This window comes from Geodermatophilus sp. SYSU D00703 (assembly GCF_054050155.1).
Window position 1 is genome coordinate 13,432 of sequence record NZ_JBJGYU010000014.1, and the last position, 13,271, is coordinate 26,702.

General features: G+C 76.1%; 14 protein-coding genes and 1 pseudogene. 3 read left to right on the plus strand and 12 right to left on the minus strand.

Features of this window, described 5'->3' with window-relative positions; translation table 11 throughout:
• Nucleotides 1–116 precede the first annotated feature (116 nt).
• The 9 genes and pseudogenes from ACI782_RS14680 to rimP all read right to left on the minus strand — a co-directional run bounded on the left by ACI782_RS14680 (nucleotide 117) and on the right by rimP (nucleotide 7,599).
• Nucleotides 117–1,118 (minus strand): DHH family phosphoesterase, encoded by a 1,002-nt coding sequence (locus ACI782_RS14680; RefSeq protein WP_456910419.1) that lies wholly within the window; start codon nucleotides 1,116–1,118, stop codon nucleotides 117–119.
• Nucleotides 1,115–1,357, minus strand: a complete 243-nt coding sequence (locus ACI782_RS14685) for a hypothetical protein (RefSeq protein ID WP_456910421.1) — start codon at nucleotides 1,355–1,357, stop codon at nucleotides 1,115–1,117. The genes ACI782_RS14680 and ACI782_RS14685 overlap by 4 nt, the downstream gene beginning before the upstream one ends.
• Entirely contained in the window at nucleotides 1,354–1,857 is a 504-nt protein-coding gene (rbfA, locus tag ACI782_RS14690; RefSeq protein WP_456910423.1) for a 30S ribosome-binding factor RbfA, read from the minus strand. Before rbfA ends, ACI782_RS14685 begins: the two co-directional genes overlap by 4 nt.
• 122 nt (nucleotides 1,858–1,979) lie before the next feature.
• Nucleotides 1,980–2,276 (minus strand): DUF503 domain-containing protein, encoded by a 297-nt coding sequence (locus ACI782_RS14695; RefSeq protein WP_456910425.1) that lies wholly within the window; start codon nucleotides 2,274–2,276, stop codon nucleotides 1,980–1,982.
• Nucleotides 2,277–2,412: 136 nt separating this feature from the next.
• Complete coding sequence (infB, locus tag ACI782_RS14700) at nucleotides 2,413–4,245, minus strand: translation initiation factor IF-2 (protein ID WP_456910606.1); 1,833 nt, start codon at nucleotides 4,243–4,245, stop codon at nucleotides 2,413–2,415.
• Nucleotides 4,246–5,265: 1,020 nt separating this feature from the next.
• Nucleotides 5,266–5,406: pseudogene (locus tag ACI782_RS14705) on the minus strand (translation initiation factor IF-2 N-terminal domain-containing protein); the annotation flags it as partial.
• Nucleotides 5,407–5,480: 74 nt separating this feature from the next.
• On the minus strand, nucleotides 5,481–5,870 hold the full coding sequence (locus ACI782_RS14710; RefSeq protein ID WP_456910427.1) for a YlxR family protein: 390 nt from the start codon (nucleotides 5,868–5,870) through the stop codon (nucleotides 5,481–5,483).
• A gap of 8 nt (nucleotides 5,871–5,878) precedes the next feature.
• Nucleotides 5,879–7,018, minus strand: a complete 1,140-nt coding sequence (gene nusA, locus ACI782_RS14715) for a transcription termination factor NusA (protein WP_456910429.1) — start codon at nucleotides 7,016–7,018, stop codon at nucleotides 5,879–5,881.
• Nucleotides 7,015–7,599 carry a ribosome maturation factor RimP gene (rimP, locus tag ACI782_RS14720; protein ID WP_456910431.1) on the minus strand — a complete coding sequence of 195 codons (585 nt, stop codon included), beginning with the start codon at nucleotides 7,597–7,599 and terminating at the stop codon, nucleotides 7,015–7,017. Before rimP ends, nusA begins: the two co-directional genes overlap by 4 nt.
• Nucleotides 7,600–7,817: 218 nt before the next feature.
• Between rimP and ACI782_RS14725 the strand changes: the two genes are divergently transcribed.
• Both ACI782_RS14725 and ACI782_RS14730 read left to right on the plus strand, forming a co-directional pair.
• Nucleotides 7,818–8,330 carry a hypothetical protein gene (locus ACI782_RS14725; protein WP_456910433.1) on the plus strand — a complete coding sequence of 171 codons (513 nt, stop codon included), beginning with the start codon at nucleotides 7,818–7,820 and terminating at the stop codon, nucleotides 8,328–8,330.
• A gap of 27 nt (nucleotides 8,331–8,357) precedes the next feature.
• Complete coding sequence (locus ACI782_RS14730; RefSeq protein ID WP_456910435.1) at nucleotides 8,358–8,819, plus strand: ferritin-like domain-containing protein; 462 nt, start codon at nucleotides 8,358–8,360, stop codon at nucleotides 8,817–8,819.
• A 21-nt stretch (nucleotides 8,820–8,840) separates the two neighbouring features.
• On the opposite strand, the gene ACI782_RS14735 is transcribed toward ACI782_RS14730, so the two are convergent.
• Nucleotides 8,841–9,677 carry a DUF899 family protein gene (locus tag ACI782_RS14735; RefSeq protein ID WP_456910436.1) on the minus strand — a complete coding sequence of 279 codons (837 nt, stop codon included), beginning with the start codon at nucleotides 9,675–9,677 and terminating at the stop codon, nucleotides 8,841–8,843.
• Between the two features lie 254 nt (nucleotides 9,678–9,931).
• On the opposite strand from ACI782_RS14735, the gene ACI782_RS14740 reads away from it, so the two are divergent.
• Nucleotides 9,932–10,573 carry a hemerythrin domain-containing protein gene (locus ACI782_RS14740; RefSeq protein WP_456910438.1) on the plus strand — a complete coding sequence of 214 codons (642 nt, stop codon included), beginning with the start codon at nucleotides 9,932–9,934 and terminating at the stop codon, nucleotides 10,571–10,573.
• On the opposite strand, the gene ACI782_RS14745 is transcribed toward ACI782_RS14740, so the two are convergent.
• Together ACI782_RS14745 and ACI782_RS14750 are read right to left on the minus strand one after the other, a co-directional pair.
• Nucleotides 10,462–12,330, minus strand: a complete 1,869-nt coding sequence (locus tag ACI782_RS14745) for a penicillin-binding transpeptidase domain-containing protein (RefSeq protein ID WP_456910440.1) — start codon at nucleotides 12,328–12,330, stop codon at nucleotides 10,462–10,464. The two genes, ACI782_RS14740 and ACI782_RS14745, sit on opposite strands and share 112 nt — an antisense overlap.
• Nucleotides 12,331–12,419: 89 nt before the next feature.
• Entirely contained in the window at nucleotides 12,420–13,271 is an 852-nt protein-coding gene (locus ACI782_RS14750) for a GNAT family N-acetyltransferase (RefSeq protein WP_456910442.1), read from the minus strand.

Genomic DNA, 13,271 nt, shown 5'->3' on the forward strand with positions numbered 1-13,271 from the left:
AGGAGCGCGGTCGCCGTGGCGCGGGGGCCGGGGGCTCCCCGACGCGGTAGCCAGGTCCGGCTCAGCGGCGCCGGGGGACGCCTCGTGGCCGCGGTGCGGTCCGCAGGACCGCGATGTCATGGTGCGAGCTGGGTGCGGATGCGGGTGACGGTCGTCTCACGGTCCTCGTACGAGGTGAAGCCCGCCGCGGCACGGTGCCCACCGCCGCCGAGCGCCATCGCCACGCGGGCGACGTCCGTGGCACCGCGCGAGCGCAGCGACACCGACCACGAGCCGTCGTCCTGCCCCTTGAGCACGCAGGCCACGTCGGCCTCCTCGGTGGAGCGGACGACGTCCACCAGCGCCTCCAGCTGCTCCCCCGGCAGGCCGTGCTCGGCGGCCTCGGCGGTGCTCGACCAGGTCCACACGAGACCGGCGCCGACCTCGGGCTCGAGCACCGCCCGGCCGGTGACCACCGAGAGCAGGCCGAGCCAGCCGAACGGCGCGGTGTCGAACAGCCGCTGGCTGATCGACGCGTGGTCGATGCCGGTCGCGAGCAGCCGGGCGGCGAGGTCGTGGGTGTCGGGGCGGGTGTTGCCGAAGCGGAAGGAACCGGTGTCGGCGGCCAGCCCGGCGTAGAGGCAGGTGGCCAGGCGCTCGTCGAGGGCGACGCCCAGGCCGTCGAGCAGGTCGGCGACCAGGACCACGGTGGCCGGCGCCGCGGGGTCGACCACCTGCACGTCGCCGAAGCCGGGGTTGCTCGCGTGGTGGTCGACCACCACGGAGGTCGAGGCCCGTTCCAGCAGCGGGGCCAGCTCTCCCAGCCGGCCCGGGGAGGCGGCGTCGAGGCTGACGAACACGTCCGGTGAGGCGGGGACGGCGTCCGAGGGCACGAGCCCCTCGGCGCCGGGCAGCCAGGCCAGCGACGCCGGTAGGACGAACGGGTGCGGGAAGGTGGCCAGCACCCGCGCCCCGCGGCGGCGCAGCCCGTCGGCGAGGGCCAGCGTGCTCCCGAGCGCGTCGGCGTCGGGCTGCACGTGGCCGGAGACCACCACGGTGGCCCGGGCGTCGGCGGCCTCGGCCAGGACGGCGGCCGCGCGGCCGGTCAGGCCGGTACCCCTGGGGAGGGAGACCGTCATGCGTCCGGGCCGGGATCGGCCACCGGCGGGGCGTTCTCCTCCTCGGAGACGTCGCCGCCACCGACCGGGAACTGCGTCCCGTCGTCCGGCTGGTCGGCGGCGATGCTCGGCGCCTCGCCGATCTCGCCGCGCTTGCCGCCCTGCGTGGGGTCGCCGGCGTCCGGCTCGGGGCGGCCGCCCAGCACGGAGCGGCCCTGTCCCTCGTCGGGCAGGTGCGGGTCGGGGTCGTTCTCACTCACAGCGAGCTCCTCGTCCGGGTCGGGGCCTCGGCACCGTCATCGGCAGTCCCGGGCTCGACCGTGTCCTCGTCCTCGTCGTCCTCCGCGGGCCGGCGGTAGGGGTCGGCGTCCCCGGCGTAGGCGGCGCCCTCCCGCATCCGGGCGAGCTCGGCGTCGGCGTGCCGGACCCGCTCCAGCGCCGCGTCGAGCTCCCGGGCGGTGTCCGGGACGTGGTCGGCGACGAAGGTCAACGTCGGCACGAACTTGATGCCGGTCTGCTTCCCGACCGTGGACCGCAGCACGCCGGTCGCCGAGGTCAGCGCCTTCGCGGAGTCCTCGACCTGGGTCGGGTCGCCGTACACCGTGTAGAAGACCGTCGCCTCGCGCAGGTCGCTGGTCACCCGGGCGTCGGTGATGGTGACCATGCCCAACCGGGGGTCCTTGATCTGCGTCTCGATCGCGGCGGAGACGATCTGTCGGATGCGCACCGCGAGCTTGCGGGCGCGGGCCGGATCGGCCATCGGACCTCCTGGTGCAGGGCGCCCCTGGTTGCCGGGCGCGGGTCGTACGGGACACAGGCCCCGGTGGCCCCCTGCAGGGCCCCGCCGCGAGCCTGCGAGCGGCGGGGGCAGAGGGTCCTCTCTCAGTCGTCCGAGTCGGAGAACAGCTGTCGGTGCGTCGAGAGCAGCGTCACCTCCGGCCGCTCGGCCAGCAACCGCTCGCAGGCGTCGAGCACGTCGGTCACCTGGCCGGCGTCGGCCGCCACCGTGGCCACGCCCACCTGCACGCGGCGGTGCAGGTCCTGGTCGCCCACCTCGGCGGCGGCCACGGCGAAGCGCCGCCGCAGCTCGGCCACGATCGGCCGGACGACGGCGCGCTTGCCCTTGAGCGAGTGGACGTCGCCCAGCAGCAGGTCGGCGTTCAGCGACCCGGTGAACACCGTTGGAGGACTCCCTTCCACCCACTCCTCGCACGCTCGCCGTGGGACCCGGGAGGGGACCTCCGTCCTGCTGCGGGGGCGGCGGACCGCTCCGCGGGCCCGGACGGGGTGCCCGGGCCCGCGGAGTGGGATCCGCCTACTCGCGCGGCTTCTCGCGCATCTCGAAGGTCTCGATGACGTCCTCGACCTTGATGTCGTTGAACGCGCCGAGGCCGATACCGCACTCGAAGCCCTCGCGGACCTCGGTCACGTCGTCCTTGAACCGGCGCAGCGACTCGACGGTGAGGTTGTCGGCGATGACCACGCCGTCGCGGATCAGCCGGGCCTTCGAGTTCCGGTTGATCGTGCCGCTGCGGACGATGGAGCCCGCGACGTTGCCGATCCGCGGCACCCGGAAGACCTCGCGGACCTCCGCCGTGCCGAGCTGGACCTCCTCGTACTCGGGCTTGAGCATGCCCTTGAGGGCCGCCTCGATCTCCTCGATCGCCTGGTAGATGACCGAGTAGTACCGGACGTCGATGCCCTCGCGGTTGGCGAGCTCGGTGGCCTGGCCCTCGGCCCGGACGTTGAAGCCCAGGACGATGACGTCGTCGGCCAGCGCCAGGTCGATGTCGCTCTTGGTGATCGCCCCGACGCCGCGGTGGATGACCCGCAGCGAGACGTCGTCGCTCACCTCGATCTTCATCAGGGCCTCCTCGAGCGCCTCCACGGTGCCCGAGTTGTCGCCCTTGATGATCAGGTTGAGCTGGCGGTTCTCCTTGAGCGCCGCGTCGAGGTCCTCCAGGCTGATCCGCTTGCGCATCTGCGCGTTCTGCGCGTTGCGGATACGGGCCTGGCGGCGGTCGGCGATCTGCCGGGCCACCCGGTCCTCCTCGACGACGAGGAAGGTGTCACCGGCACGCGGCACGGAGGTGAGGCCGACGACCTGCACGGGGCGGGCCGGCAGCGCCTCCTTGAGCTTGTTGCCGTACTCGTCGAGCAGCGACCGGACCCGCCCGTAGGCGTCGCCGGCCACGATCGAGTCGCCGGTCCTGAGCGTGCCGCGCTGGACCAGCACCGTGGCGACGGGGCCACGGCCCTTGTCCAGCTTGCCCTCGATGACCACACCCTGCGGGTCCTGCTCGGTGTTGGCGCGCAGGTCCAGCGAGGCGTCGGCGGTCAGCAGGATCGCCGCGAGCAGGTCGTCGATGCCCTGACGGGTGGTCGCGGAGACGTCGACGAACATCGTGTCGCCGCCGTACTCCTCGGCCACCAGCCCGTACTCGGTGAGCTGCTGGCGGATCTTGCTGGGGTTGGCCCCCTCCTTGTCGATCTTGTTGACCGCGACGACGATCGGCACGTCGGCGGCCTGGGCGTGGTTGAGCGCCTCGACCGTCTGCGGCATGACGCCGTCGTCGGCCGCCACGACCAGGACGACGATGTCGGTCACCTTCGCCCCACGGGCACGCATCGCGGTGAACGACTCGTGACCCGGGGTGTCGATGAAGGTGATCGGCCGCTCCTCGCCCTCCAGCTCGGTGACGACCTGGTAGGCGCCGATGTGCTGGGTGATGCCGCCGGCCTCCCGGGCCACCACGTTGGTGTTGCGGATGGCGTCCAGCAGCTTGGTCTTGCCGTGGTCGACGTGACCCATCACGGTGACGACCGGCGGGCGGGCCTCCCAGTCCTCCTCGTCACCCTCGTCGCCGAAGGTGAGGTCGAAGGACTCGAGGAGCTCGCGGTCCTCGTCCTCGGGGCTGACGACCTGGATGTTCCAACCGATCTCGGCGCCGAGCAGCTGCAGCGTCTCGTCGTTGACCGACTGGGTCGCGGTGACCATCTCGCCCAGGTGGAACAGGGCGGTGACCAGGGCGGCCGGCTGGGCGCCGATCTTCTCGGCGAGGTCGGTCAGCGAGGCGCCGCGCGGCAGACGGACGACCTGCCCGTTGCCCCGCGGCAGGCTGACGCCGCCCATGCTGGGCGCCGCCATCTGGTCGAACTCCTGGCGCCGCTGCTTCTTGCTCTTGCGCCCGCGGACGGGACCGCGCCCGCCGGGACGGCCGAAGGCACCCGCGGTACCGGCACCGGAGCCACCACGGCCGCGGCCGCGGCCACCGCCGCCGCCACCACCGCCGCCGCCGGGACGGAAACCACCGCCGGCGGGAGCACCGCCGCCGCCACCGCCGGGACGGAAGCCGCCGCCACCGCCACCGGGGCCACCGCCGGGGCGGCCACGGCCGGCGCCACCGGGCCCACCCGGTCGGCCGGCACCGGCCGGCCGCGGCGGCATCATGCCGGGCGAGGGCCGCGGCGGCATCATGCCCGGGTTCGGGCGCGGACCGCCGGGACCGGCCGCCGGACGCGGACCACCGGCACCGGGAGCCGGGCGGGGACCGCCGGGACCGGCCGCGGGACGTGGACCACCCGCACCGGGGCCCGGGCGGGGACCGCCGGGACCGGGGCGCGGACCGGCGCCGGGACCGGGACGCGGCCCGCCACCGGCCGGCGCCGGGCGCGGAGCGCTGCTGAAGGGGTTGTTGCCCGGCCGCGGAGCCGGACGGGGGCCCGGACGCGCACCGGCACCCGGGGCACCCGGACGGGGCGCACCGGGACGCGGCGCGCCGGGAGCGGCTCCGCCGGCCGGGGCGGGACGCGGACCCGGCCGCGGGCCGCTGGGCGCGGCGGGCGGCTGCTGGGCCGGCGCGCTCGCCGCCGGGGCCTCGGGTGCGGTCGGCCGCGGGCCGGGGGTGGGAGCGCCGGGACGCGGCGCACCCGGACGGGGGCCCGGGCTGGGCGCACCGGGGGCGCGGGTCACCGGGGCCGGGGCGGCGGGAGCCTGCGGGGCCGGAGCAGCCGGCGCCGCCGGAGAGGCCGGGGCCGGCGCCGGCGCGACCGGAGCGGACGGCGCCGCGGCGGCCGGGGCCGACGGGCCCGGACGGGGTGCGGGCTTGGGGGCGGGGGCGGCCGAGCCGCCACCGTTGCCGCCGGAACCGGCGACGAACGCCTCGCGCAGCCGCCGGGCCACGGGGGCCTCGACGGTGGAGGACGCGGACTTCACGAACTCGCCCTGCTCCTTGAGCTTCGCGAGCACGGTCTTGCTGTCGACACCGAACTCCTTGGCGAGTTCGTGTACGCGGGCTTTGCCTGGCACGGATCTCCTCTTGTGAGGCCGGCGGCTGGCCCGCTCGACCTCGTCGTCAGTACTGCATGGTCATCGTGGGGACTTCACGGCTTGCTCATCCGACGACGTCCTGACTCGACTGCGGACCGGCCGGTTGCCGGTCCGTCTGTGTTGTTGCGGTTGTCGTTCGTACTCCCGCCCGCCTCGGCTCCGCTCCCCGGGAGCGCCGCGGACGGCGCACCGAGGACGTGGACCCGGAGCGGACCGGCCTCCACCGGGGTGCTGCAGCGCAGCGCCCGGACGAAGGCCCGGCGTCGTTCCGCTGCGCGCAGGCACTCCGGTGTGGGGTGCAGTGACGCTCCCCGGCCGGGGAGCCTCCGTCGCGGATCGGGGACGAGGGCCCCGTCCGAGACGACGACACGCAGCAGGTCTGTGGCCGGAGCGCGTTTCCGGCAGCCCACACAGGTGCGCACCGGGATCGACGTTTCGGCCACCCTGCACTCTAGCGCGCGGCGGGCCCCGGGTGTTCCGCACTCCGGGAGTTGCCCGGTCGTCCGGGGCGTGATCCACCTCCCGATGCGCCGGGACGCCCGCCAGGCCGCCCCGCCGGGGCACCCGAGCGCAGCGGCGCACGCCCCTCCCCCGGCGAGGGCGCGGCGTCGTCCTCGGGCTGGGCGTCGCTGCGGATGTCGATGCGGCAGCCGGTCAGCCGGGCGGCCAGGCGGGCGTTCTGCCCCTCCTTGCCGATGGCCAGCGACAGCTGGAAGTCGGGCACCACCACGCGCACCGCCTTGGCGTGCGCGTCGACGACGCGGGCGCTGCTCACCCGGGCGGGGCTCAGCGCGGAGGCGACGAAGGTGGCGGGGTCGTCCGACCAGTCGACGATGTCGATCTTCTCGCCGTGCAGCTCGCTCATCACGTTGCGGACCCGCTGCCCCATCGGGCCGATGCAGGCGCCCTTGGCGTTGAGCCCCGGCACCTTGGTGCGGACGGCGATCTTCGAGCGGTGCCCGGCCTCGCGCGCCACCGCGACGATCTCGACGCTGCCGTCGGCGATCTCGGGCACCTCGAGGGCGAACAGCTTGCGGACCAGGTTCGGGTGGGTGCGCGAGACGGTGACCTGCGGGCCGCGGAAGGTGCGGGCCACCGACACCACGTAGGCCTTGACGCGGCTGCCGTGCGGATAGCTCTCGCCGGGCACCTGCTCGGCGGGCGGGAGGACGGCCTCCACCTTGCCGATGTCGATGAGGACCGTGCCCTGCACGTTGCGGCGGTCGTGCGCCTGCACGATGCCGCTGACGATGTCGCCCTCCTTGCCGGCGTACTCGCCGAAGGTCTGCTCGTGCTCCGCGTCGCGCAGCCGCTGGACGATGACCTGCTTGGCGGTGCTGGCCGCGATCCGGCCGAAGTCCCCGGGGGTGTCGTCCCACTCCCGGACGACCTCACCGTCGGGCCCCAGCTCCTGGGCCAGCACGGCCACCTCGCCGCTCTTGCGGTCCACGTGCACCCGCACGTGCTTGGCCGCGCCGTCGGCGTGCCGGTACGCCGTCACGAGCGCCGTCTCGATCGCCTCGATGACGGTGTCGGCCGGGATGCCCTTCTCCCGCTCGACCGCCTTCAGGGCGGTCACGTCGATGTTCACTGTCCTCCTCCGTCGTCGTCCGCGGGATCCGGCTGCGCGTCCGTCTCGGCCTGCGGCTCGGGATCGGGCCGGCCGAACTCGACCTGCACCCGTCCGGTACCCAGCTCCTGCCACGGCACGTGCCGCTGGGTCGGGGGCCGCTTCTTCGCCCCCGGCTTGCCCTTCGCCTCGACCGCGAGCGAGACGCCGCTGTCGCCGACCGCCAGGACCCGGGCGGTGACCTGCTCGACCGCCCCCTGCGGGCCCACGCCCACGGTCACCAGCCGGCCGGTGTTGCGCCGCCAGTGCCGCACCTCGGTGAGCGGCCGGTCCACCCCGGGGCTGGTCACCTCCAGCACGTACGGCGCGCTGCCGAACTCGCCGTCGTGGTCGTCGAGGGCCGTGGACACCGCCCGGCTCACCTCGGCGATGTCGTCGAGGGTGACGCCCTCGTCCCGGTCGACCACCACCCGGACGACGCTGCGCCGGCCGGCGGGGGTGACCACCAGCTCCTCCAGGTCGTACCCGGCGGCCTCGACCACCGGCCCGATGAGCCCGGCCAGCCGGGTGGCGACGGGGCTGGTGCGAGAAGCGGCGGACACGGGCTCCCTCCCTCTCCTGGCTCGGTCGGCGCACCTGCGCGGCGGGCCCTCCTCCGGGAGGGGGCTCGTGCGGGCGACGGCGCGCACGCCGTCGGAGCCCGGTACCGGGCGAAGGGCCAGGTTACCGCCCGGCGGCGGACCCGGAGACCCGGCGCCGGACGGGACCCGCCCACCGGTGCTGCCCGCGCCCGCCGGGCACCCCTGCGAGGATGGAGCCGATGTCCCCGTCCTCTCCCCCCGCCCCTCGGGGCCTCTCCCGGCGCGCCTTCCTGGCGGCCTCGGCGGGCCTGGCACTGGCCGCCGCGGGGTGCACCGGCGGGTCGGACGACCCGGCGGTGGACGCCGAGCGGGCCGACCGGCTCGCGGCGCAGGTCCCCGTCCAGGAGGCCGTGGTCGCCGCCTACGCCGCGGCCACCGCCGCGGACGCCGTGCTCGCCGGTGAGCTGGGCACGCTCGCCAGGCAGGCCACCGAGCAGCTGGACCGGCTGCGCGCCGCGGCGCCGTCGGCGACGTCCTCGGCCGCCGCGTCGTCCTCCCGCGCTCCGGCGTCCGCCTCCGCCGCGGCCCCCGCACCGCCGCCGGGCGCCGACGTCCGCGGCTGGCTCCGCGACCAGGTGGCGGCCGCCGCCGGCTCGCACGCCGACGCGAGCGTCGACCAGAGCGGTGCCGCGGCAGCGCTGCTGGGCTCGATCGCCGCCGGGCTGCTGGGCCACGAGGCGGCGCTGGCGTGACCGGCGTCCACCCGAGAGGGACCGCACATGGCTGACGACGGCGTCCTCGACGAGGGCACCGAGACGACCGCGCTGCGCGAGGCGCTGGCCGCGGAGCACGCCGCCGTCTGGGGCTACGGCACCGTCGGTGCGGGCCTGGCCCCGCAGTCGCGGAGCCGGGCCACCGACTCGGAGAACGCCCACCGCGACGTCCGCGACCGGCTCGCCGCCCTGCTGGAGGAGCGCGGCGACGAGCCCGTCCCCGCGGAGGCGGGCTACGCGCTGCCGTTCCCGGTCCTCTCCGCGGTCGACGCCGCGGCGCTCGCCGTCGTCCTCGAGGACGGCGTCGCCGCGGCCTGGGTGCGCGTGCTCGACCAGGCCGTGCAGTCGTCGGTGCGGCGGCTGGCCGCCGACGAGCTCGGCGCCGCGGAGGTGCGCGCGGTCGGCTGGCGCGGTCAGGCCGGCCGGGCGGAGCTGACCTCCGCGTTCCCAGGGCTGCCGGAGGACTGACCGCCCCGCCACCTGACCTCGTCAGTGGGCGTCGCCGCGCCGGCCGAGGGTCTCCACGGGGGTCGCGCCGGGCCGGGTCCACTGCGGCACGGGCCGGCTGGTCGGGCCCCAGCCGGCGTTCCCGTTCGCGTCCGAGCGCCAGTACCAGCAGATCGGCGCGCCGTGCCCCCCGACCGGCGCCCCGACGTCGGGGGCCTCGGGCCAGCCCTCGGGGTCGTCCTCCCACGCCTCGCGGCGGCCGTAGGGCGTCATGTCGAGCAGGCCGAGGGACCCGTCGGCCGGCTCGTTGCCACGGCCGGTCGTGGAGTAGGTGAGGAACACGCGGTCACCGTCGCGCAGGTAGCAGACGATGTGCCCCTCCTCCGCGGCGATCGGCGCCTCCACGCCCCGCACGGAGTACCAGGGCTGGGTGTACCCCATGAACTCGACGAAGGGGGCCACCTCGTCCCACGGGCCCGAGGTCAGGACGGCGAACGAGACACCCCGGGCGTTGAGGTAGACGGCGTCCCTCATGTGCCAGAGGTTGAACGTGCAGCCCTCGCACTGCCCCTGGTGCGGCGCGCCGTCGTACCACATGGAGTGGTAGACCACGAGCTCGTCGCGGCCCTGGAACAGGTCCCGGAACGGGACGGGGCCGTCGCGACCGACCACCTCGACGGTCCCGTCGAGCTCCACCATCGGCAGCCGGCGGCGGGCCGCGGCCAGGGCGTCGCCCTCGCGGGTGTGGGCCTTCTCGCGGACCAGGAGCTCGTCCCGGGCGGCCTGCCAGGTGGCCCGGTCGACGACGGGCGGGCGGCCGTGCAGCGCGGTGGTCGGGTGGTCCGGCGTGGTGGTCGGGTGGTCCGGCGTGGTCGTCATGGTGTCCTCCGCGGGATCTCGTGCCGGACGGCGTCGTCCGTCGTCCGACGACGGTCACCAGGAGGGACCCGCGACCCGGCCGGAACTCATCGCGGCGGAGGGGCCTCGGCCGGGCCGGCACGGACCGCGTCCGGTCTGCGGAGCGCTCCGACACCGCTCGCCAGCGGACTGCAAGCCGGCTGCAAGCGGCGGGCGCGACGGTGGCGCGGCGCCGGAGCGAGTGCCCGGCCCCGCCTCCCAGGAGAGACCCCGCGATGAGCACGCCCACCGCCGCCCGCCCCCGCACCCAGCTGGACCTGCCCGGCCAGGCCGCCGTGGCGGACGGCCCCCACGACCTCGGCGGCATGTACGTCATGCACCACGCGTTCCGCCGCGACCTGGACCGCTTCGCCACCGCCGTCCGGCGGACGCCGCTGGAGGACCGCGCCGCCTGGCGGGCGCTGGCCGCCCGCTGGGAGCGGTTCGGCACGACGCTGCACCACCACCACACGATCGAGGACACGGCCATCTGGCCGCAGCTGCTGGCGCACGTGGACGCCGCGAGCGACGCCGCCGCGCGCGCGACGCTGGAGGCCATGGAGGTCGAGCACGAGCAGATCGACCCGCTGCTCGACGCCTGCGGCACCGGGTTCACGGCGCTGGCCTTCGTGCCGGACGCCGCCACCCGGGACCGGTTGGCCGACCGGGTGGCCGCCGCCCGCGACTGCCTCGCCGAGCACCGAGCGCACGAGGAGACCGGGGCGCTCCCGCTGGTCCAGCAGCACCTGTTGGGCCCCTGCCGGCGTCAGAGTCCGCCGAGGAAGGCGTCGGTCACCCCGACGGCGGCGCTGCTGGACTGCCCGCCCTCGACCAGGACGGCGAAGGCGATGTCGCCCTGCGGCCCGGCCAGCTGGTAGCCCATGAACCAGCCGTGCGCGTCCGGCGGGGTGTTGCTGCCGAACTCGGCGGTGCCGGTCTTGCCGTACACCTCACCGCGGTCGCCCAGGGCGGTGGCCGTCCCCGACAGCACGACCTCGCGCATCATCGGGCGCAGCGCGTCGAGCACCGGGGCGTCGGGGCCGGCCGGGGCGGGGCCGGCCGGCTCGGCGCCCACGACCTCCACGGGCGCCGCCGGGGTGCCGCTGGCCACGCCGGCGGCGACCAGCGCCAGCTGCGCGGGGCTCATCAGCACCTCTCCCTGACCGATGGCGTCGGCCGCCTTGGTCGTCCCGGTGCTGTCGGCCGGGACGCTGCCGCTGAAGACGTCGACCGGCAGCTGCCAGTCGGTCCCGACCCCGTACGCGGCGGCCGCGGTGGCCAGGGCGTCGTCGGGCAGTTGCAGCGCCTGCTCCATGAAGGTGGTGTTGCAGGACCGCGCGAACGCCTCGGTGAACGGCACCGTGCCCAGGTCGAACTGGTCCTGGTTCTCGAACTCGCGGCCCTCGACGCCGAAGGTGCCCGGGCAGGGCACCGGCGTCTCCGGCGTGAGTCCCTTGCCCAGCAGCGCGGTCGCGGTGATCGTCTTCATGCTCGAGCCCGGCGGGAACCGGCCGGCCAGCGCGTTGCCCGCGGCGGCGGCCTCGTTGGAGGAGACGGCCAGGATCTCGCCCGTGCCGGGCCGGACGACGACGAGGTGGGTGGGCAGGGACTGGCCCGCGACGGCGGCGTCCGCGGCGGTCTGGACGGCCGGCACCAGCGGCGTCTGCACGGGCTCGCCGGGGACCGGGTCGACCGCGTCGAGCTCCCGCCCGGTGTCCCCCGTGCTCTCGTCGGTGCTGGCCGCCGAGACGGTGAAGCCCGGCGTGCCGGTCAGCTGCTCCTGGAAGGCGCGCTGCAGGCCGGAGAGCCCCAGCTGGTCTCCCGCGGCGTACACCGGGGCGCCGTCCTGCTCGGTCTCCTCCAGCACCTCGGCGGTGGCCGCGCCGACCCGTCCCAGCAGCGCGGAGGCGAACCGCGAGCTCGGGGCCAGCAGCCGGGTCTCGGGGGGGAACACCGCGCCCGGGAGGTCGAAGACCTCCCCGCGGATCGCCTCGAAGTCCGGCCGACGCAGGGTGATCACCGGGACGAACTGCCCGGGCTGCGCGGCCTGGACGTCGGCGACGACCTCCTCGGCGGCGATGCCGGTGGCCGCGGACAGCGCCGCGGCCAGGGCCGGCAGGTCAGTGACCTGGCCCGGGTCGACGCCGACGTTGACCACCTCGGTCGGCGTGAACAGCGGCCGGCCGTCCGCGTCGGTGATCGCCGCCCGCTCGGGCAGCTCCCGCTGCAGGACCAGGTGCTGCCCCTCCCCCAGCTCCGGGTGGACCAGGGCGGGCTCGGCGACGACGTCCCAGCCCTCGTCGGCCTCGCGCAGGGTCAGGGTCGCCGGGTAGCTCCAGTCGGGTGCGGCGGCGAGGTCCCAGGTGGCGGTCCAGTCGACGGTGGCGGTGCCGTCCTCGACGGTGACCGTGCCGAGTTCCGGGGTGAGGGCGGCGTCGGGCAGGTCCGCCGCGGTCTGCTCGAGCAGCGCACCGGCCGCGTCGGGATCGGTCGTGGCGCCGGCGGCGGCGGCGGTGTCCCCGGCGGCCCAGTCCTCGAGGAAGGCCTCGGCCGCGGCCCGGACGTCGTCCTCGGCGTTGCCCGAGCAGGCCGCCAGCACCGGAACGGCGAGCAGCGTCAGCGTGGTCCCCAGCACCGCTCCACGACGAGTACGCACGGGGACACAGCGTTCCAGACGCCCGCGTCCGGTCCGCGGCGGCACTCCGTGACCACCGGGCAGGGCGGTCAGAAGAGGACGCTGGCGTACTGCCCGACCTCCCGGAACCCCACCCGGGCGTACGCGGCGCGGGCGGGGGCGTTGTAGTCGTTGACGTAGAGGCTGACCACCGGGGCGATCGCCGTGCGGGCGTACTCGACCACCGCGGCGGTGCCTGCGGTGCCGATGCCGCGTCCCCGGTGGGCAGAGGCCACCCACACGCCCTGGACCTGGCAGACCGTCCGCGACACCGCGCCGATCTCGGCCTTGAACAGGACCTCGCCGTCCTCGATCCAGGCCAGCGACTGCCCGGCGCGGACCAGGTCGGCGACCCGTGCGCGGTAGCCGGCGCCGCCGTCGACCCGCAGCGGGCTGACCCCCACCTCCTCGGTGAACATGGCCACCGCGGCCGGCAGCAGGACCTCGAGCTCCGCGGGGCGCACCGGCCGCACGCGGGGCTCGGGCGTCACCGCCGGCGGCCCCTCGATGGCCATGAGCGGCTGCCGGGGGCGGTGGTCACGGGGCGGTCCCCAGGACGGCTGCAGCAGCTCCCACAGGGGGTCGACGGCGGCCGCCGGCCCCACGATCGTCGAGCACCGCCGGCCGGCCCGCCGGGCCCGCTCGGCGAAGGCGGCCGCCGCGGCCCGCTCCGCGCCGGGCAGGGCGAACGGGATGAGGTTGGCCCCGGCCAGGCAGACCGCATCCAGGGTGCGGCCGGCCCCGAAGCCCCACAGCGGGGCGCCCAGCGCCCGGGCGGCGGTGCCGGCGACCTCGACCCGCCCGGCGATGACGCACGCGGCCACGGGGTCGGTCCCCAGCAGGCGTCGGACGGCCGGCTCGTCGGTCTCGTCGAGGACCCGGGCGGTCGGGGTGCGCAGCAC

Bases quoted from the DNA above. Each gene is read 5' to 3' on its own strand.
- ACI782_RS14680 (WP_456910419.1), bottom strand. From the start codon at position 1,118: ATGACGGTCTCCCTCCCCAGGGGTACCGGCCTGACCGGCCGCGCGGCC.
- rbfA (WP_456910423.1), bottom strand. From the start codon at position 1,857: ATGGCCGATCCGGCCCGCGCCCGCAAGCTCGCGGTGCGCATCCGACAG.
- infB (WP_456910606.1), bottom strand. From the start codon at position 4,245: ATGGCGGCGCCCAGCATGGGCGGCGTCAGCCTGCCGCGGGGCAACGGG.
- ACI782_RS14725 (WP_456910433.1), top strand. From the start codon at position 7,818: ATGTCCCCGTCCTCTCCCCCCGCCCCTCGGGGCCTCTCCCGGCGCGCC.
- ACI782_RS14730 (WP_456910435.1), top strand. From the start codon at position 8,358: ATGGCTGACGACGGCGTCCTCGACGAGGGCACCGAGACGACCGCGCTG.
- ACI782_RS14735 (WP_456910436.1), bottom strand. From the start codon at position 9,677: ATGACGACCACGCCGGACCACCCGACCACCACGCCGGACCACCCGACC.
- ACI782_RS14740 (WP_456910438.1), top strand. From the start codon at position 9,932: ATGAGCACGCCCACCGCCGCCCGCCCCCGCACCCAGCTGGACCTGCCC.